20 protein-coding genes are annotated in these 17,862 nt (G+C 63.7%); 12 read left to right on the forward strand and 8 right to left on the reverse strand.

Annotated features, from left to right (window positions below):
- Nucleotides 1–44 precede the first annotated feature (44 nt).
- Together QSV36_RS21820 and QSV36_RS21825 are read left to right on the forward strand one after the other, a co-directional pair.
- Nucleotides 45–1,229 (forward strand): osmoprotectant NAGGN system M42 family peptidase, encoded by a 1,185-nt coding sequence (locus QSV36_RS21820; protein ID WP_289134375.1) that lies wholly within the window; start codon nt 45–47, stop codon nt 1,227–1,229.
- Nucleotides 1,230–1,322: 93 nt separating this feature from the next.
- Complete coding sequence (locus QSV36_RS21825; protein WP_060497566.1) at nt 1,323–1,550, forward strand: YheU family protein; 228 nt, start codon at nt 1,323–1,325, stop codon at nt 1,548–1,550.
- Nucleotides 1,551–1,612: 62 nt separating this feature from the next.
- On the opposite strand, the gene csrA is transcribed toward QSV36_RS21825, so the two are convergent.
- Together csrA and QSV36_RS21835 are read right to left on the reverse strand one after the other, a co-directional pair.
- Nucleotides 1,613–1,831, reverse strand: a complete 219-nt coding sequence (gene csrA, locus QSV36_RS21830; protein WP_289134378.1) for a carbon storage regulator CsrA — start codon at nt 1,829–1,831, stop codon at nt 1,613–1,615.
- Between the two features lie 120 nt (nt 1,832–1,951).
- Nucleotides 1,952–2,761, reverse strand: a complete 810-nt coding sequence (locus QSV36_RS21835; protein ID WP_289134380.1) for an SDR family oxidoreductase — start codon at nt 2,759–2,761, stop codon at nt 1,952–1,954.
- Between the two features lie 211 nt (nt 2,762–2,972).
- Here QSV36_RS21835 and QSV36_RS21840 point away from each other — a divergent pair, with 211 nt between their 5' ends.
- Nucleotides 2,973–3,125, forward strand: coding sequence for a DUF3309 family protein (locus QSV36_RS21840; RefSeq protein WP_003252624.1), 153 nt, complete (start codon nt 2,973–2,975; stop codon nt 3,123–3,125).
- Between the two features lie 55 nt (nt 3,126–3,180).
- On the opposite strand, the gene QSV36_RS21845 is transcribed toward QSV36_RS21840, so the two are convergent.
- The 3 genes from QSV36_RS21845 to QSV36_RS21855 all read right to left on the reverse strand — a co-directional run bounded on the left by QSV36_RS21845 (nt 3,181) and on the right by QSV36_RS21855 (nt 6,266).
- On the reverse strand, nt 3,181–4,845 hold the full coding sequence (locus QSV36_RS21845) for a cation acetate symporter (protein ID WP_289134382.1): 1,665 nt from the start codon (nt 4,843–4,845) through the stop codon (nt 3,181–3,183).
- On the reverse strand, nt 4,842–5,153 hold the full coding sequence (locus tag QSV36_RS21850) for a DUF485 domain-containing protein (protein ID WP_289134383.1): 312 nt from the start codon (nt 5,151–5,153) through the stop codon (nt 4,842–4,844). Before QSV36_RS21850 ends, QSV36_RS21845 begins: the two co-directional genes overlap by 4 nt.
- 252 nt (nt 5,154–5,405) lie before the next feature.
- Nucleotides 5,406–6,266 carry a glycine betaine ABC transporter substrate-binding protein gene (locus tag QSV36_RS21855; protein ID WP_289134385.1) on the reverse strand — a complete coding sequence of 287 codons (861 nt, stop codon included), beginning with the start codon at nt 6,264–6,266 and terminating at the stop codon, nt 5,406–5,408.
- 196 nt (nt 6,267–6,462) lie between these two features.
- On the opposite strand from QSV36_RS21855, the gene QSV36_RS21860 reads away from it, so the two are divergent.
- Nucleotides 6,463–8,031, forward strand: coding sequence for a glycoside hydrolase family 17 protein (locus tag QSV36_RS21860; RefSeq protein WP_289134387.1), 1,569 nt, complete (start codon nt 6,463–6,465; stop codon nt 8,029–8,031).
- A 153-nt stretch (nt 8,032–8,184) separates the two neighbouring features.
- Here QSV36_RS21860 and QSV36_RS21865 read toward each other — a convergent pair whose 3' ends face one another.
- Nucleotides 8,185–8,562: a hypothetical protein gene (locus tag QSV36_RS21865; RefSeq protein ID WP_289134389.1), complete on the reverse strand. Its 378-nt coding sequence runs from the start codon at nt 8,560–8,562 to the stop codon at nt 8,185–8,187.
- 190 nt (nt 8,563–8,752) lie between these two features.
- Between QSV36_RS21865 and mlaY the strand changes: the two genes are divergently transcribed.
- Both mlaY and QSV36_RS21875 read left to right on the forward strand, forming a co-directional pair.
- Nucleotides 8,753–10,051: a lipid asymmetry maintenance lipase MlaY gene (gene mlaY, locus QSV36_RS21870; protein ID WP_289134391.1), complete on the forward strand. Its 1,299-nt coding sequence runs from the start codon at nt 8,753–8,755 to the stop codon at nt 10,049–10,051.
- Nucleotides 10,044–10,868 (forward strand): MlaA family lipoprotein, encoded by an 825-nt coding sequence (locus QSV36_RS21875; protein WP_289134393.1) that lies wholly within the window; start codon nt 10,044–10,046, stop codon nt 10,866–10,868. The genes mlaY and QSV36_RS21875 overlap by 8 nt, the downstream gene beginning before the upstream one ends.
- Before the next feature lie 113 nt (nt 10,869–10,981).
- Here the strand turns inward: QSV36_RS21875 and QSV36_RS21880 are convergent, their stop codons facing one another.
- Nucleotides 10,982–12,130 (reverse strand): patatin-like phospholipase family protein, encoded by a 1,149-nt coding sequence (locus QSV36_RS21880; protein WP_289134395.1) that lies wholly within the window; start codon nt 12,128–12,130, stop codon nt 10,982–10,984.
- A 141-nt stretch (nt 12,131–12,271) separates the two neighbouring features.
- The gene (locus QSV36_RS21885) at nt 12,272–13,207 is read right to left on the reverse strand and encodes a lipid A biosynthesis lauroyl acyltransferase (RefSeq protein WP_289134397.1); all 936 of its coding nucleotides are present in this window, start codon (nt 13,205–13,207) and stop codon (nt 12,272–12,274) included.
- A 111-nt stretch (nt 13,208–13,318) separates the two neighbouring features.
- Between QSV36_RS21885 and minC the strand changes: the two genes are divergently transcribed.
- From minC to QSV36_RS21915, 6 genes are all read left to right on the forward strand, one after another.
- Entirely contained in the window at nt 13,319–14,077 is a 759-nt protein-coding gene (gene minC / locus QSV36_RS21890) for a septum site-determining protein MinC (protein WP_289134399.1), read from the forward strand.
- A gap of 99 nt (nt 14,078–14,176) precedes the next feature.
- A complete protein-coding gene (minD, locus tag QSV36_RS21895; protein WP_019097102.1) occupies nt 14,177–14,989 on the forward strand; it encodes a septum site-determining protein MinD in 813 nt (270 codons plus the stop codon).
- A gap of 3 nt (nt 14,990–14,992) precedes the next feature.
- Entirely contained in the window at nt 14,993–15,247 is a 255-nt protein-coding gene (minE, locus tag QSV36_RS21900) for a cell division topological specificity factor MinE (protein WP_003252572.1), read from the forward strand.
- Between the two features lie 153 nt (nt 15,248–15,400).
- Complete coding sequence (locus QSV36_RS21905; RefSeq protein WP_289134403.1) at nt 15,401–16,036, forward strand: RluA family pseudouridine synthase; 636 nt, start codon at nt 15,401–15,403, stop codon at nt 16,034–16,036.
- Nucleotides 16,037–16,205: 169 nt separating this feature from the next.
- A complete protein-coding gene (locus QSV36_RS21910) occupies nt 16,206–17,495 on the forward strand; it encodes a M18 family aminopeptidase (protein ID WP_289134404.1) in 1,290 nt (429 codons plus the stop codon).
- Nucleotides 17,496–17,664: 169 nt separating this feature from the next.
- Nucleotides 17,665–17,832, forward strand: a complete 168-nt coding sequence (locus QSV36_RS21915; RefSeq protein ID WP_178076400.1) for a hypothetical protein — start codon at nt 17,665–17,667, stop codon at nt 17,830–17,832.
- The last annotated feature ends 30 nt before the right edge of the window (nt 17,833–17,862 follow it).

The following is a 17,862-nucleotide window of genomic DNA, read 5'->3' on the forward strand; positions in this document are numbered from 1 at the left end:
GGTAAGCCGCGAAAAGGCCGACACAGCAGTAAAGGAGTCCGACCATGTCCGAGCGACATCCCGAACCCGATCTCGACTACCTCAAACGCGTCCTGCTGGAGATGCTCGCCATCCCCAGCCCCACAGGTTTCACCGACACCATCGTGCGCTACGTGGCCGAGCGCCTGGAGGAGCTGGGCATTCCCTTCGAGCTGACCCGCCGCGGCACCATCCGTGCCACGCTCAAGGGGCGGCAAAGCTCGCCGGACCGCGCCGTGTCCGCCCACCTGGACACCATCGGCGCCAGCGTCCGGCAATTGCTCGACAATGGCCGCCTGGCCCTGGCGCCGGTGGGCTGCTGGTCCAGCCGCTTCGCCGAGGGCAGCCGGGTCAGCGTGTTCACCGACACCGGCGTGTTCCGTGGCAGCGTGCTGCCGCTGATGGCCAGCGGGCACGCCTTCAACACCGCCATCGACCAGATGCCGATCAGCTGGGAGCATGTGGAAGTGCGCCTGGACGCCTACTGCGCCACCCGCGCCGATTGCGAGGCGCTGGGTGTAAGCATCGGTGACTTCGTCGCCTTCGACCCGTTGCCCGAATTCACCGAAAGCGGCCATATCAGCGCCCGCCACCTGGATGACAAGGCCGGCGTGGCGGCACTGTTGGCGGCACTGAAGGCAGTGGTGGAAAGCGGCCGTCAGCCACTGATCGACTGCCATCCATTGTTCACCATTACCGAGGAAACCGGTTCGGGCGCCGCCGGTGCCCTGCCCTGGGATGTCAGCGAGTTCGTCGGTATCGACATTGCCCCGGTGGCGCCCGGCCAGGCCTCCAGCGAACATGCGGTGAGCGTGGCCATGCAGGACTCGTCGGGGCCTTACGACTACCACCTGTCGCGACACCTGCTGAAGCTGGCTGGCGACTACGACCTGCCGGTGCGCCGCGACCTGTTCCGTTATTACTTCAGCGATGCCCACTCGGCGGTGACGGCAGGCCACGATATCCGCACCGCACTGGTGGCGTTCGGTTGCGATGCCACGCATGGCTACGAACGCACCCACATCGATAGCCTGGCGGCGCTGAGCCGGTTGCTGTCGGCGTACCTGTTGAGCCCGCCGGTGTTTGCCAGCGACTCGCAGCCGGCCAATGCGTCCCTGGAGCGCTTCAGCCACCAGCTGGAACATGATGCGCAGATGGAGAGCGAGACACGGGTACCCGCGGTGGATAGCCTGGTCGGTCACAAAGCTTGAGGGCCCCGGGGCTGCCCTGCAGCCCATCGCGGCGCCAAAATGCCGAATGTTTCGCGTAGCATGCCCGCACCCACACCCTAGGCAACGCCCATCATGCTGATCCCTTACGACCAACTGCAAGCCGAAACCCTGACCCGTCTGATCGAAGACTTCGTCACCCGCGACGGCACCGACAACGGCGACGATACCCCGCTGGAAACCCGCGTGCTGCGGGTGCGTCAGGCCTTGGCCAAAGGCCAGGCGTTCATCCTGTTCGATCCGGAAAGCCAGCAGTGCCAGTTGCTGGCCAGGCATGATGTGCCGCGCGAGCTGCTCGGCTAGCAGGTCTGGTCCGTTCGCGGGCAAACTCGCCCCACAGCCACGGCATGCTGCTCCCGGCCCGCTCAACCCCGTGTGCGGGCGGGTCTACCGGAACACTGGCCAGGGCAGGCGTCTTGCCTGGCGTCCTTGATGCGCTTGTACACCTCGGCCCGATGCACCGGCACCTCGCGCGGTGCATCCACGCCAAAGCGCACTACCCCGTCGCGCGCGTCCACCACCATGAGCCGAATGTCATCGCCGATCATGATGACCTCCCCCACTTCGCGTCCTATTACCAACATGCTCCAGTCCTCCAGCGAAAGGGAAAACCGGAGCCTGCCTTGCGGACATCTGGCTACTCAATAGTTCCGCGGCGATTCAGAAGCGCCCTACATAACGAAGTAATTTGTCTTACAGACCAATCATCGTGAATGGGCCTTGGCACGCATTTTCATTGCCATGTCGGCCATCTCGTCATACAGCCGCTCGGGCGCCTGGCGTTTCAGTTGCCAGGCCTGGCGCCCGGCTTCGTGGGGCAGGATCAGGAATTCGCCGGCGGCAACCTGCCGGTGGATGTAGTCGGCGATTTCCGCAGCATTGATCGGCGATCCCTCCAGCAGCTTGCCCACCTGCGCCTTCATCGCCGGGTTAGGCCCGCGGAACGAATCCAGCAGGTTGGTCTGGAAGAACGACGGGCACACCACATGCACCGCTACTTCGAGCTGGCGCAGCTCCACCAGCAGGCTCTCCGACAAGGCCAGCACGCCGGCCTTGGCCACGTTGTAGTTGCTCATGCCCGGGCCCTGCATCAACGCCGCCATCGAAGCGATGTTGATGATGCGCCCCTTGCTGCGCTCCAGCAGCGGCAGGAACGCCTTGCAGCCCTTGACCACCCCCATCAGGTTGATCGCGAGCTGCCAGTCCCAGTCTTCCAGCGACAATTCGGCGAAGAACCCGCCCGCGGCGACACCGGCGTTGTTGACGATCACATCGATGCCGCCGAACTGCTCGCTGCAGGCCTGCGCCAGGGCGGTGAGCTGGCTGTAGTCACGCACGTCGCAGCGCTGGACGAAGCCGTCGCCGCCGGCCTTGCGTACGCCTTCCAGGGTGTCGCGCAGGCCGCCTTCGTTGACGTCGGCCAGCGCCAGGCGCCAGCCCTCGCGCGCCCAGCGCAGGGCGATCTCGCGACCGAGGCCGGACCCGGCGCCGGTGATCATGATGCGGTTTTGCATGGTGGCTGGCCTTGTTTGCATGAAGAGTGACTGGAGTCTAAACAAGGGCCAGGGTAACGGCAGGGTTCATCAGGGTAGTGAATGGGGCAGCATGCGTCCGTGCCAGCACTGCCCGTACACCAATGGAATCTTTCCCAAGCGGCGTCGGTCCCAATCTACAAGAGGCCAGCAGTCCGAGGCCCTTGACCCCCAACCACGCAAGGACTCCGTCATGACCACGATTCTGATCATCATCCTGATTCTGCTGTTGATTGGTGGCTTACCGGTCTTCCCACATTCACGCAGCTGGGGCTACGGCCCGTCCGGCATCATCGGCGTGGTGCTGGTGATCCTGCTGGTGTTGTTGCTGCTAGGCATGATCTAGCGCCGCAGACAAGAAAAAACCGCGCCGAAGCGCGGTTTTTTCATTGCCGTGAGGATCAGTGCGAAACAGCGCCCGATGCTCCCAGGCCAGTCTGCGAACGCACGAACTGCGGGAAGAACAGCGCACGTTCGTCTTCGGCAGCCTTGGACTTGTCGGTGATCGAGAAGAACCAGATACCGACGAAGGCGATCAGCATCGAGAACAGTGCCGGATACTCGTACGGGTAGATCGGCTTTTCGTGGCCGAGGATCTGTACCCAGATGGTCGGGCCGAGGATCATCAGCGTCACCGCACTGACCAGGCCCAGCCAGCCGCCGATCATGGCGCCACGGGTGGTCAGCTTTTTCCAGTACATCGAGAGCAGCAGTACCGGGAAGTTGCAGCTGGCGGCGATGGAGAACGCCAGGCCGACCATGAAGGCGATGTTCTGCTTCTCGAACAGGATGCCCAGGCCGATCGCCAGTACGCCGAGGGCGACGGTGGTGATCTTCGACACGCGGATCTCGTCCTTGTCGTTGGCCTTGCCCTTGCGCCATACGCTGGCGTACAGGTCGTGGGATACCGCCGAGGCACCGGCGAGGGTGAGGCCGGCAACCACCGCGAGGATGGTGGCGAAGGCCACTGCCGAGATGAAGCCGAGGAACACGCTGCCACCCACGGCATTGGCCAGGTGCACCGCTGCCATGTTGTTGCCACCCAGCAGGGCGCCAGCGGCGTCCTTGAAGTCCGGGTTGGTGCTGACCAGCAGGATGGCGCCAAAGCCGATGATGAAGGTCAGGATGTAGAAGTAGCCAATGAAACCGGTGGCATACAGCACGCTCTTGCGCGCTTCCTTGGCGTCACCGACGGTGAAGAAGCGCATCAGGATATGCGGCAGGCCGGCGGTACCGAACATCAGTGCCAGGCCCAGCGAGAAGGCCGAGATCGGGTCCTTGACCAGGCCGCCCGGGCTCATGATCGCTTCGCCCTTGGCGTGCACCTTGATCGCTTCGGAGAACAGCGTGTTGAAGTCGAAGCCCACGTGCTTCATCACCATCAGCGCCATGAAGCTGGCCCCGGACAGCAGCAGCACGGCCTTGATGATCTGTACCCAGGTGGTGGCCAGCATGCCGCCGAACAGTACGTACAGGCACATCAGGATACCGACCAGGATCACCGCCACGTGGTAGTCCAGGCCGAACAGCAGCTCGATCAGCTTGCCGGCACCGACCATCTGCGCGATCAGGTAGAACGCTACCACCACCAGCGAACCGGAGGCCGACAGCGTGCGGATCTCCTTCTGCCCGAGGCGGTACGAGGCCACGTCGGCAAAAGTGTACTTGCCCAGGTTGCGCAGGCGTTCGGCGATCAGGAAGAGGATGATCGGCCAGCCGACCAGGAAGCCGATCGAGTAGATCAGGCCGTCGTAGCCGGAAGTGAACACCAGCGCGGAAATGCCCAGGAACGAGGCCGCCGACATGTAGTCACCGGCAATTGCCAGGCCATTCTGGAAACCTGTGATCTTGCCGCCTGCGGCGTAGTAGTCGGAAGCCGACTTGTTGCGCTTGGAAGCCCAGTAGGTGATGCCGAGGGTAAAGGCGACAAAGGCCACGAACATGGCGATGGCGGAAACGTTCAGCGGTTGTTTCTGCACCTCGCCGGTCAGGGCATCGGCGGCCCACACGGCGGGTGCGAAGGCACCGCAGGCCAGTACGGCCAAGGTTTTGGCATGTCGAATCATTGTTGCGCCTCCTTCAGGATGGCCTTGTTCAGCTCATCGAACTCGCCATTGGCGCGGCGCACGTAGATGGCGGTCAGCACGAATGCCGAGACGATCAGGCCGACGCCCAGGGGAATGCCCCAGGTAATCGAGGAGTCCGGGCTGAGCTTGGTACCCAGGATATGCGGACCGTAGGCGATCAGGAGGATGAAGGCGCAGTACAGGCCGAGCATGATCGCCGAGAGGATCCAGGCGAACCGTTCGCGCTTGGTGACCAGCTCCTTGAAACGGGGGCTGTTTTGTATCGAGAGGTAAATGCTGTCGTTCATTGTTTTTGTCCTAGCAGCACAGATAGGGGAGAACCCACGACCCCTACTTTATGCGGCTGTCGGACGCCAACCAGACGACCTTAGTCTTAGATGCAACGGTGTTTTACCCGTTGCGTAACAAAGTGAAGGCCCATGTGAAGGCCCATTCGCGGGCACGCCCGCCCCCACAGGATTTTCGCTGCCCTTGAAGTCGGTGCAGTTCCTGTGGGAGCGGGCGTGCCCGGAAGCAGCAAAACTGGCCCTGACGGGTTGTTACTTGCCGGTCCACTCCTTCACGCGCTCAGGGTGCTTGGCCACCCAGTCCTTGGCCGCCGCTTCAGGCTTGGCCCCTTCCTGGATCGCCAGCATCACCTCGCCAATCTCGTCCTTCGACTGCCAGCTGAACTTCTTCAGGAACTCCGCCACTTCCGGCGCCTTGCTCGCCAGCTCCTTGCTGCCGATGCTGTTCACGGTTTCAGCAGCGCCATACACGCCTTTCGGGTCTTCGAGGAACTTCAACTTCCACTTGGCGAACATCCAGTGCGGTACCCAGCCGGTCACCGCGATCGACTGCTGCTTGTTGTAGGCACGGCCCAGCTCTGCCGTCATCGCCGCACCGGAGCTGGCCTGCAGCTTGTAGCCGGTCAGGTCGTAGTCCTTGATGGCCTGCTCGGTCTTCAGCATCACCCCGGAACCGGCGTCGATGCCGACGATCTTCTGCTTGAAGGTATCGTCGGTCTTGAGGTCGGCGATGCTCACCGCCTTGACGTACTCGGGGACGATCAGGCCGATCTTGGCGTCCTTGAAGTTAGGGCCGTAGTCGACCACGTTGTCCTTGTTCTTGGCCCAGTATTCGCCATGGGTCACCGGCAACCAGGCCGACAACATGGCATCGAGCTTGCCGGTAGCCACGCCCTGCCACATGATCCCGGTGGCCACAGCCTGCAGCTTGACGTCGTAGCCGAGCTTCTGCTTGATCACTTCGGCGGCCACGTTGGTGGTTGCCACGCTGTCGGCCCAACCATCCACGTAACCAATGCTTACTTCTTTAGCCATTGCCTGTGCAGCGCCCATGGCCATTACCAAGGCGGTGCCCACACCCAGGAAACGTCGCATTTTTCTCAAAGCAGCCATCAAAGCATCCCCTCGTCAGGTCTAGGAGATTGCATCATCTTCCTGCCACACCGGGCGACCTGCTCCACGTGCGACCTGTACCCGCCCATATGCGACAGCACTATGCCATTAGCGCCATCCCCCAGCGCCGACCTGCGCGATCCTTGCATGCCAAAGGTTTGGCGTCAGGCTACTATCTAGCCTTTTGCACCTGACGATGGACCGCCCGATGCCCCGCTCTGCCCGCCTGCTGTTGCCGTTGTACCTGCTTGCCTGCCTGCTCGCCCTGCTGGGGCTGGGAGGGCTCTGGTACGGGCTCGGCAAGCCGGTGCGACTGCCCGACGCCGCCAGCCCGACGCACAAGCTGCAATGCGCCTCGTACACACCGTTCGACAAGGACCAGTCGCCCTACGACCGCCCGTTCCGCCTGCGCCCGGAGCGCATGGACGCCGACCTGGCGTTGCTCGCCGAGCGATTCCAGTGCATCCGCACCTATTCCCAGACCGGTCTTGAGGCAATTCCGGCGCTGGCCCGCAAACATGGGCTGAAGCTGATACTGGGCGCCTGGGTCAACGCCCACGCGGCCGACACCGAGAAGGAAATCGAGCTGCTGATCGCCGCCGCCAACGCCAACCCCGACGTGGTCAGCGCGGTGATCGTCGGCAACGAGACGCTGCTGCGCAAGGAAGTCACCGGCACCCAGCTGGCCAATTTGATCGCCCGGGTGAAAAGCCAGGTAAAGGTGCCGGTGACCTACGCCGATGTGTGGGAGTTCTGGCTGCAGCACCCGCAAGTGGCGCCGGCGGTGGACTTCCTCACCATCCACCTGCTGCCGTACTGGGAGGACGACCCGCGTGGCATCGATCAAGCCTTGGCCCATGTCGCCGATGTGCGCCGGGTATTCGGCACGCGCTTCGCGCCCAAGGACATCCTGATCGGCGAGACCGGCTGGCCCAGCGAAGGCCGCCAGCGCGAGACAGCGGTACCGAGCCGGGTCAACGAGGCTCGCTTCATTCGCGGCTTCGTCGCCATGGCGCAAAGCAACGGTTGGCATTACAACCTGATCGAGGCGTTCGACCAGCCATGGAAGCGCGCCAACGAAGGGGCGGTCGGCGGTTACTGGGGGCTTTACGATGCCGACCGGCAGGACAAGGGCGTGCTCGAAGGGCCAGTAAGCAACTTGCCGCACTGGCCGCAGTGGTTGCTGGCCAGTGCGCTGCTGGCGGCGGCCATGCTGATGCTGGCCGGGCGCCCCGCTACACCGGCAGCGGCGCTGCTGTTACCGCTGCTGGCGGCGTTTGGCGCAGGTTGCCTGGGGCTGTGGGGCGAGCTGATGCGCACCCATGCACGGTTTGCCGGGGAATGGCTGTGGGCGCTGTTGCTGGCGGGGCTTAACCTGCTGGTGCTGGCCCATGCCGTGCTGGCCCTGGCACGGCGCGGCGGCTGGCGCGAGCGGCTGTTCGCCTGGCTGCACGCACGGGCGGGCTGGCTGTTGCTGGCGGCGGGCTTTGCCGCTGCGGTGAGCATGCTGGCAATGGTGTTTGACCCACGCTATCGCAGCTTCCCCAGCGCAGCGCTGGCTTTGCCGGCGCTGGTGTTTGCGCTATGGCCGGTACCGGCGCGGCGGGCGGAAGTGGCATTGCTGGCGTTCATCGTGGGTGCCGGGGTGGCGCCGCAGTTGTTCGTGGAAGGGCTGGAGAACCAGCAGGCCTGGCTGTGGGCGCTGGTCAGTTTGCTGATGACGGCGGCGTTGTGGCGCAGTTTGCGCATTACTCGCAAGGCCTGAAAGCAGATACCCGGCAGGAGTGGCCCACCGCGACACCAGGCAGCTCGTTGTATCTAGAGGAATAGCGCCAACAGGTAGGAGCGGATTTATCCGCGAAGCAGGCGACGCGGTGTATGGCACCGCCTGTGCCGGTGATTGCAGCTGAAGCCGCTCCTATAGAGACGGCGTAGCCCCAGCATTTCGCACCAACCGCAACCCCGCCAGTACCAGCGCAAACGTCGCCATGCTGGCGGTATACAGCACCAGCGCCGGCACCGCGAAGACCAGCCCGAGCAGCGCCAGCCACCAGCCACGACGGCCGCCGATGACCTGCGCCAGCAACGCCAGCCCCAGCCCGCCCCAGGCCAGCACCTGATGATGAATGCCCAGCCCCAGCAACGAGCGCACCTCACATTGCCAATAAGCCGCCGGCGCGGTGCACAGCCCTACCCACTGCGCGTCCTCCATCAGCCCATAGCGCACACCATAACTGGCAGCAAGCCACAGCCCCAGAAACAGCACAAGCAGCGCAGGCGGCAGCGAACGAGACATCCGGTTCTCCAATAGCGGTAATCGAAAGCATCCATGATCGCTGATGCCTTGTTGTAAGGCAAAATCACAACCCTGCAGCTATGTTGCAGATAACAAGTACACAAAAGGCCACCACGCCTGGCAACTTTGCCCGGCCCGCTGTGGTCCTAGCCTGCACACTGCTCGACCTTGCGTTCTTTTGGGGGATTACATGCTTCGATCTTTGCGCCTCGCTGCCTTGCTCGGCGGCCTGCTCATGGCTGTGGCCGCTTCGGCGCGGGATATCGACGCCGCGAGTTATGGCTACCCCTTGACCAACCCGTTCGAGGCCACCATCGCCACGACGCCGCCGGAGCAGCGCCCTACCCTGCCCGGCGATGACGAAATCAACCAGTCCGACTACAGCCTCAACCTGCGCCCGGAGCGTGAATTCAGCCTGCCCGACAATTTCTGGGCGGTGAAGAAGCTCAAGTACCGCCTGGCCCGCCAGGACCGTCAGGCACCGTTGATCTTCATCATCGCCGGCACGGGCGCCCCTTATAGCAGCAGCATCAACGAATACCTGAAGAAGCTGTTCTACCAGGCCGGCTTCCATGTGGTGCAACTGTCGTCACCTACCAGCTACGACTTCATGAGCGCTGCCTCACGCTTCGCCACCCCCGGCGTCAGCCAGGAAGATGCCGAAGACATGTACCGGGTGATGCAGGCGGTGCGTGCGCAGCACCCGCGCCTGCCGGTCAGCGACTTCTACCTCACCGGCTACAGCCTGGGGGCACTGGATGCGGCGTTTGTCAGCCACCTGGACGAAACCCGCCGCAGCTTCAACTTCAAGCGCGTGCTGCTGCTGAACCCGCCAGTGAACCTGTACACCTCGATCAACAACCTCGACAAGCTGGTGCAAACCCAGGTCAAGGGCATCGACCGCAGTACCACGTTCTATGAGTTGATGCTGGCCAAGCTGACCCGCTACTTCCAGGACAAGGGCTACATCGACCTCAATGAAGCCCTGCTGTACGACTTCCAGCAGTCGCGCCAGCACCTGTCCAACGAACAGATGGCCATGCTGATCGGCACGTCGTTCCGCTTCTCCGCAGCCGACATCGCCTTCACCTCGGACCTGATCAACCGCCGCGGCCTGATCATTCCGCCGAAGTTCCCGATCACCGAGGGCAGCAGCCTCACGCCGTTCTTCAAGCGCGCGCTGCAGTGCGACTTCGACTGCTACATGACCGAGCAGGTCATCCCCATGTGGCGCGCCCGCACCGACGGCAACAGCATCCTGCAGCTGGTCAACCAGGTCAGCCTGTATGCCCTGGAAGACTACCTGCGCAGCAGCGACAAGATCGCCGTGATGCACAACGCCGACGACGTCATCCTCGGCCCGGGCGACATCGGTTTCCTGCGCAAGGTGTTCGGCGACCGCCTGACCCTTTACCCCCACGGCGGCCATTGCGGCAACCTCAATTACCGCGTCAACAGTGACGCCATGCTGGAGTTCTTCCGTGGTTAACAAACTCCTCTTCGCCACTGCCCTGTTCGCCGCCGGGCATGCCCTGGCTGCCGAAACCGCCCCGCGTGCCAGCGTGATCGAGGCCGACCCGCAGGTCACCAGCGCGCCGCTGACGCCGGAGGCCGACGGCTTCCTCGACCCGTTGCGCGAGTTGAAATTCAACCCGGGGCTGGACCAGCGCGAGTTCGAACGCTCGACCCTGGAAGCGCTGAACGTGTACGACCCGCTGGAGTCGATCAACCGCCGCATCTACCACTTCAACTACCGCCTCGACCAATGGGTGCTGCTGCCGCTGGTCAGCGGTTACCAGTACGTCACGCCGCGCTTCGTGCGCACTGGCGTGAGCAACTTCTTCAACAACCTGGGCGATGTGCCGAACCTGTTCAACAGTGTGTTGCAGCTCAAGGCCAAGCGCTCGGCGGAGATCACCGCGCGGCTGATGTTCAACACCATCATCGGTGTCGGGGGGCTATGGGACCCGGCGACCAAGATGGGCCTGCCGCGCCAGAGCGAAGACTTCGGCCAGACCCTGGGCTTCTATGGCGTGCCGGACGGCCCATACCTGATGCTGCCGGTGCTGGGCCCGTCGAACCTGCGCGATACCACCGGGCTGGTGGTGGACTATGCCGGCGAGCAGGCGATCAACTACCTGAACGTGGCCGAAGCCAGCAGTGACCACCCGGAACTCTTTGCCCTGCGCGTGGTGGACAAGCGTTACACCACCAACTTCCGCTACGGCCAGCTCAACTCGCCGTTCGAGTATGAAAAGGTGCGCTATGTGTATACCCAGGCGCGCAAGCTGCAGATAGCCGAGTAAGCGGGCCTGGCCTCTTCGCGGGTAAACCCGCTCCCACAGGGATCGCACAATACCTGAGGGGCGTGCAGTCGCTAGGGGAGCGGGTTACCGCGAAGAGGCCGGCACAGGCAACATCAAATCCCCAGAAACTGGCAAAGCTCCCGCTTCTTGGCCAAGGCATCCCTGCGCCCCAGCTCGATCAGCTCACTGCAATAGCTGGCCTCGAACAACAGGTAACTCAACACCCCCGCGCCACTGGTCCGGGTCGCCCCCGGCCCGCGCAGGAACAGGCGCAACGCCGCCGGCAACTCGCGCCGGTGGCGAGCGGCAATCTCGTCCAGCGGCTGACTGGGTGCAACCACCAGCACGTCGATGGGCGCCAGCCCCAGGCGCCGGGCATCGAGGTGCGCCGGCAACAGACGGCTCAGGTGGTTGAGGCGCTGCAGCAGTTCGATGTCGTCTTCCAGGCTGTCGATGAATGTGCTGTTGAGCATGTGCCCGCCGATCTGCGCTAGGCTCGGCTGCTGCCCGCTGAACACACGTTGGGTCGGCAATGGCGGCGCTGGCCGCTGCGGGTTGCCACTGACCCCGACCACCAGAACGCGGCTGGCGCCCAGGTGCAGGGCCGGGCTGATCGGCGCCGACTGGCGTACCGCGCCATCCCCGTAATACTCATCGCCAAGCTGCACCGGGGCGAACAACAGCGGGATGGCGGCGCTGGCCAGCAGGTGGTCGATGGTCAACGGCGTGGGCATGCCGATACGGCGGTGGCGCAACCAGGCCTCGATGGTACCGCGGCCCTGGTAGAAGGTAACTGCCTGGCCGGACTCATAGCCGAACGCCGTCACCGCGACGGCCCGTAATTGTTCGGCAGCGAGGGAATGGGCGATGCCGTCCAGGTTCAGATGCGCCTGCAGCAGGCCACGCAATGGGCTGCTGTCGAGCAACGCCACCGGCGCCGGGCCACCCAGGCCCAGCAGGTTGTGGCCAACGAAGCGGCTGGCCTGACGGACCACGCCCGGCCAGTCGCTGCGGATCACCTGGTGGCTGCGGAAGTTCTGCCAGAACGCCGTGAGCTTTTGCACGGTGTCATGGAAGTGGGTGGCGCCACTGGCCAGGGTCACGGCATTGATGGCACCGGCAGAGGTGCCGACAATGACCGGGAACGGGTTATGTGCGCCCGCAGGCAGCAGCTCGGCGATGCCGGCCAGCACGCCGACCTGGTAGGCGGCACGGGCGCCGCCGCCAGAAAGAATAAGACCGGTTACCGGGGGTGGGGCCATGTCATCCTTCCTGGATCAGTTGTTTTCAGGCCCGGCCTCTTAGCGGGCACGCCCGCTCCACAGGATCACCACAGGCTTGGCAATCCACGGACCTGTGGGAGCGGGCAAGCCCGCAAAGAGGCCGGCACAGGCAAAATCAGTTCAGCGCTTCTTCTTGTCGTAAAGCCGCGGCGCCCCTTCGGGCCGCGACTTGAAGCGCCGGTGTGCCCAGAGGTACTGCTCGGGGCATTCGCGCAACACGCGCTCGACCCACTGGTTGATACGCAGGCAGTCGGCCTCTTCGCTTTCGCCAGGGAAGTCCGCCAACGGCGGGTGTATTACCAGACGATAGCCGCTACCGTCCTCCAGGCGCTTCTGAGTGAACGGAATCACCTGCGCCTTGCCCAGGCGCGCGAATTTGGTGGTGGCGGTCACCGTCGCCGCCGGGATACCGAACAGCGGCACGAAGATGCTCTGCTTGGCGCCGTAGTCCTGGTCCGGTGCGTACCAGATCGCCCGGCCCGAGCGCAGCAGCTTGAGCATGCCGCGTACATCCTCGCGCTCTACGGCCAGCGAATCGAGGTTATGCCGCTCACGGCCGCTGCGCTGGATGAAATCGAACAACGGGTTGCCATGCTCACGGTACATGCCGTCGATGGTGTGCTGCTGGCCCAACAGCGCGGCGCCGATTTCCAGGGTGGTGAAGTGCACCGCCATGAGGATGGCGCCCTGCCCCGCCTGCTGCGCGGCCTGCAGGTGCTCCAGCCCCTCGACGTGGGCCAGGCGCGCCAGCCGCGCCTTCGGCCACCACCAGCTCATGGCCATTTCGAAGAAGGCGATGCCGGTGGAGGCGAAGTTGGCCTTGAGCAGACGCTGCCGCTCGTCGACCGACAGCTCCGGGAAGCACAGCTCCAGGTTGCGCGCGGCAATGCGCCGCCGCTCACCGGCAAAGCGGTACATCACCGCCCCCAGCCCGGCACCGACCTTCAACAGCACCCGGTACGGCAGCTGGACCACCAGCCACAGCAGGCCCAGGCCCAGCCACAGGCCCCAGAAACGTGGGTGAAGGAAATAGGGACGAAAACGCGGACGTTCCATTGAAGCTTCCGGAAAGACAAAGGCCGCGCATTCTACAACGGATCAGCGCATGTTGCGGGCAACCGGTCTTATCGTTATAAGTCAGGGCACTTTTTTCGCAACAAGCCGTCTATGCAGACCATGAGCCCAAACACCACACCCGACTCCGCCTCCGTGTTCCAGCTCAAGGGCAGCATGCTTGCCATTACCGTGCTGGAACTGGCGCGCAATGACCTTGAGGCCCTTGACCGCCAGTTGGCGGCCAAAGTCGCCCAGGCACCGAACTTCTTCAGCAACACGCCGCTGGTGCTGGCGCTGGACAAGCTGCCGGCCGACGTGGGCGCAATCGACCTGCCTGGCTTGATGCGGATCTGCCGCCACCACGGCCTGCGCACCCTGGCCATCCGCGCCAGCCGTATCGAGGACATTGCCGCCGCCATAGCCATCGACCTACCGGTGCTGCCGCCGTCGGGTGCCCGCGAACGACCGCTGGAGCCCGAGCCCGAGGTGAAGAAGCCCGAGCCGGCCCCGCTGCCGCCGCCGGTTGTCGAACCCGAGGTGCGTCCGACGCGCATCATCACCGCGCCGGTGCGTGGCGGCCAGCAGATCTACGCCCAGGGCGGCGACCTGGTGGTGACCGCTTCGGTCAGCCCCGGGGCGGAACTTCTGGCCGATGGCAACATCCATGTGTACGGCGCCATGCGCGGCCGCGCCCTGGCCGGCATCAAGGGCAATACCAAGGCACGTATCTTCTGCCAGCAGATGACTGCCGAAATGGTCTCCATCGCCGGCCAGTACAAGGTTTGCGAAGACCTGCGCCGCGACCCGCTGTGGGGCACCGGCGTGCAAGTCAGCCTGTCCGGTGACGTGTTGAACATCACCCGTCTTTAACGGATACTTGCCGTCATTTTTAGAGCAACTTTTTCATCTGTTGCCATTTTTTGCATTTTGCAGGGACAACTGTCCCGTCTTATTTAGGGGTGAAACACCTTGGCCAAGATTCTCGTCGTTACTTCCGGCAAGGGGGGTGTGGGCAAGACCACCACCAGCGCCGCCATCGGCACCGGCCTCGCACTGCGTGGCCACAAGACAGTCATCGTCGACTTCGACGTGGGCCTGCGTAACCTCGACCTGATCATGGGCTGCGAGCGCCGCGTGGTGTACGACTTCGTCAACGTGGTCAATGGCGAAGCCAACCTGCAACAAGCACTGATCAAGGACAAGCGCCTGGAGAACCTGTACGTGCTGGCCGCCAGCCAGACCCGTGACAAGGACGCGCTGACCCAGGAAGGCGTGGAAAAGGTGCTGATGGAACTGAAGAAAGACTTCGAGTTCGTCATCTGCGACTCGCCGGCCGGCATCGAGAAAGGCGCGCACCTGGCCATGTACTTCGCCGACGAAGCCATCGTGGTGACCAACCCCGAGGTTTCTTCGGTACGCGACTCCGACCGCATGCTGGGCATCCTGTCGAGCAAGTCGCGCCGCTCCGAGAACGGCGAAGAGCCGATCAAGGAACACCTGCTGATCACCCGCTACCACCCGGAGCGCGTGGAAAAGGGCGAAATGCTGAGCATCGCTGACGTCGAAGAGATCCTGGCAATCAAGCTCAAGGGCGTGATCCCGGAATCCCAGGCTGTGCTGAAGGCTTCCAACCAGGGTATCCCGGTCATCCTCGACGACCAGAGCGATGCCGGCCAGGCCTATAGCGATACCGTCGACCGTCTGCTGGGCAAAGAGAAGCCATTGCGGTTCATCGAAGTGCCGAAGCAAGGATTCTTCGCGCGCCTGTTTGGAGGCAAGTAAACCATGAACCTTTTTGACTTCTTTCGTGGCAGACAGAAACAGACCAGCGCGTCGGTAGCGAAAGAGCGTCTACAGATCATCGTGGCGCACGAGCGCGGCCAACGCAGCGAGCCGGACTACCTGCCAGCGCTGCAGAAAGAACTGCTGGAAGTGATCCGCAAGTATGTGAACATCGGCAACGACGACGTGCATATCGAACTGGAAAACCAGGGCAGCTGCTCGATTCTGGAGCTGAACATTACCTTGCCCGATCGCTGATCAGGCTGGAAGCTGGGGCTGCTTTGCAGCCCGTTCGCGGCACAAGGCCGCTCCTACAGGCGTTATGCATTGCCCCTGTAGGAGCGGCCTTGTGCCGCGAATGGGCCGCAAGGCGGCCCCTCTGGTTTTCCCCGATTTGACCGAGACCAAGCAATGCCGCTGTCCAACATCCAGATCCTGCACGAAGACGCCGCCATCCTGGTGATCAACAAACCGACCCTGCTGCTGTCGGTACCGGGCCGTGCCGAGGACAACAAGGACTGCCTGATCACCCGCCTGCAGGAAAACGGCTACCCCGATGCGCTGATCGTGCACCGCCTGGACTGGGAAACCTCCGGCATCATCCTGCTGGCGCGCGATGCCGACAGCCACCGAGAGCTGTCGCGTCAGTTCCATGATCGCGAAACCGAAAAGGCCTACACCGCACTGTGCTGGGGCCAGCCGGCGCTGGACAGCGGCAGCATCGACCTGCCGCTGCGCTACGACCCGCCGACCAAGCCGCGCCATGTGGTGGACCACGCGCAGGGCAAGCACGCGCTGACCTTCTGGCGCATCATCGAGCGCTGTGGCAATCATTGCCGGGTCGAGCTGACGCCGATCACCGGGCGCTCGCACCAGTTGCGCGTGCACATGCTGTCGATCGGCCACCCACTGCTGGGCGACCGTCTGTATGCCAACCCCGAGGCACTGGCGGCCCATGAGCGGCTGTGCCTGCATGCATCGATGCTGAGCTTTACCCACCCGGTGACCGGGGAGCGGTTGAAGTTCGAGTGCCCGGCGCCGTTCTGAATTCGTACGGCCTGTACTGGCCTCTTCGCGGCTGAAGCCGCTCCCACAGGGACTGCACCGCTTTCGAGGGTGGTGCAGTCCCTGTGGGAGCGACTTTAGCCGTGAAGAGGCAAGCACAATTCGTCGACCTAATACGCTAAACTCGCGCCACTGCTGTCTGGAGTGAGCTATGCGCGACGCACTGAATTCTGGCCTGATCGACTTCCTCAAGGCCTCCCCTACGCCCTTCCACGCCACCGCCAGCCTGGCCCAGCGCCTGGAAGCTGCCGGCTACCAGCGCCTGGACGAACGCGACAGCTGGGCCACCGTGCCTGGCGGCCGCTACTACGTCACCCGCAACGATTCATCGATCATCGCCATCAAGCTGGGCAAGCAAGCGCCGCTGCTGAACGGCATCCGCATGGTCGGCGCGCACACCGACAGCCCGTGCCTGCGGGTAAAACCACAGCCCGAGCTGCAGCGCCAGGGTTTCCTGCAGCTGGGAGTCGAAGTGTATGGCGGAGCGCTGCTGGCGCCCTGGTTCGACCGCGACCTGTCGCTGGCTGGCCGGGTCACCTACCGCCGTGACGGCAAGGTGGAAAGCCAGCTGATCGACTTCAAGCTGCCGATCGCGGTCATTCCCAACCTCGCCATTCACCTCAACCGCACCGCCAACGAAGGCTGGGCGATCAACCCGCAGAACGAGCTGCCGCCCATCCTCGCCCAGGTCGCGGGTGACGAGCGCATCGACTTCCGCGCCCTGCTCACCGAGCAGCTGGCCCGCGAGCACGAACTGATCGCCGATGTGGTGCTGGATTACGAGCTGAGCTTCTACGACACCCAGGACGCCGCGCTGGTCGGCCTGAACGGCGACTTCATCGCCGGCGCCCGTCTGGACAACCTGTTGTCGTGCTACGCCGGCCTGCAGGCGCTGCTGGCGGCCGACAGCGATGAAACCTGCGTGCTGGTGTGCACCGACCATGAAGAAGTCGGCAGTTGCTCGGCCTGTGGCGCCGACGGGCCGATGCTCGAGCAGACCCTGCAGCGCCTGCTGCCGGACGGCGATGCCTACGTGCGCACCATCCAGCGCTCGCTGATGGTGTCGGCCGACAACGCCCACGGCGTGCACCCCAACTACGCCGACAAGCACGACGGCAACCACGGGCCCAAGCTCAACGCCGGGCCGGTGATCAAGGTGAACAACAACCAGCGCTACGCCACCAACAGCGAAACCGCCGGTTTCTTCCGCCACCTGTGCATGGCCGAGGAAGTACCGGTGCAGAGCTTTGTGGTGCGCAGCGACATGGGCTGCGGCTCGACCATCGGCCCGATTGCCGCCAGCCACCTCGGCGTGCGTACGGTGGATATCGGCCTGCCGACCTTTGCCATGCACTCGATCCGCGAGCTGTGCGGCAGCCATGACCTGGCGCACCTGGTGAAGGTGCTGAGCGCCTTCTATCGTTGCCGCGATTTGCCTTGATGTAAGCAGGCCCGGCCTCTTCGCGGGCTCGCCCCCACAGGTACCGCACAGATGATCCTGTGGGAGCGGACAGGCCCGCGAAGAGGCCGGGCCTGCTCAAGGTCAATCCCGCTCCGCCCGCTACCCGCTATGCTTGTTACATGGCCCCACTGCAAAAGGATTGCTGTCCATGTCCCCCTTCCTGTCCCTGTTCGTGCCGGTGTTCCTGTTTTTGTTGCTGCTGACAGTCGGCTTCAGCCTGCGCGAGCGCAACATTGGCGTGGTGATGATGTGGGTCGGCACACTGGGTATATTCGGCCTCACCTGCTGGAAGATCCTGGAGCAACTACCGTCGTAAAGCTCTACACTCGGTCCATCGTTTGACCTG

Origin of the sequence: Pseudomonas sp. BCRC 81390, assembly GCF_030341915.1 — a bacterium.
Lineage (GTDB): Bacteria > Pseudomonadota > Gammaproteobacteria > Pseudomonadales > Pseudomonadaceae > Aquipseudomonas.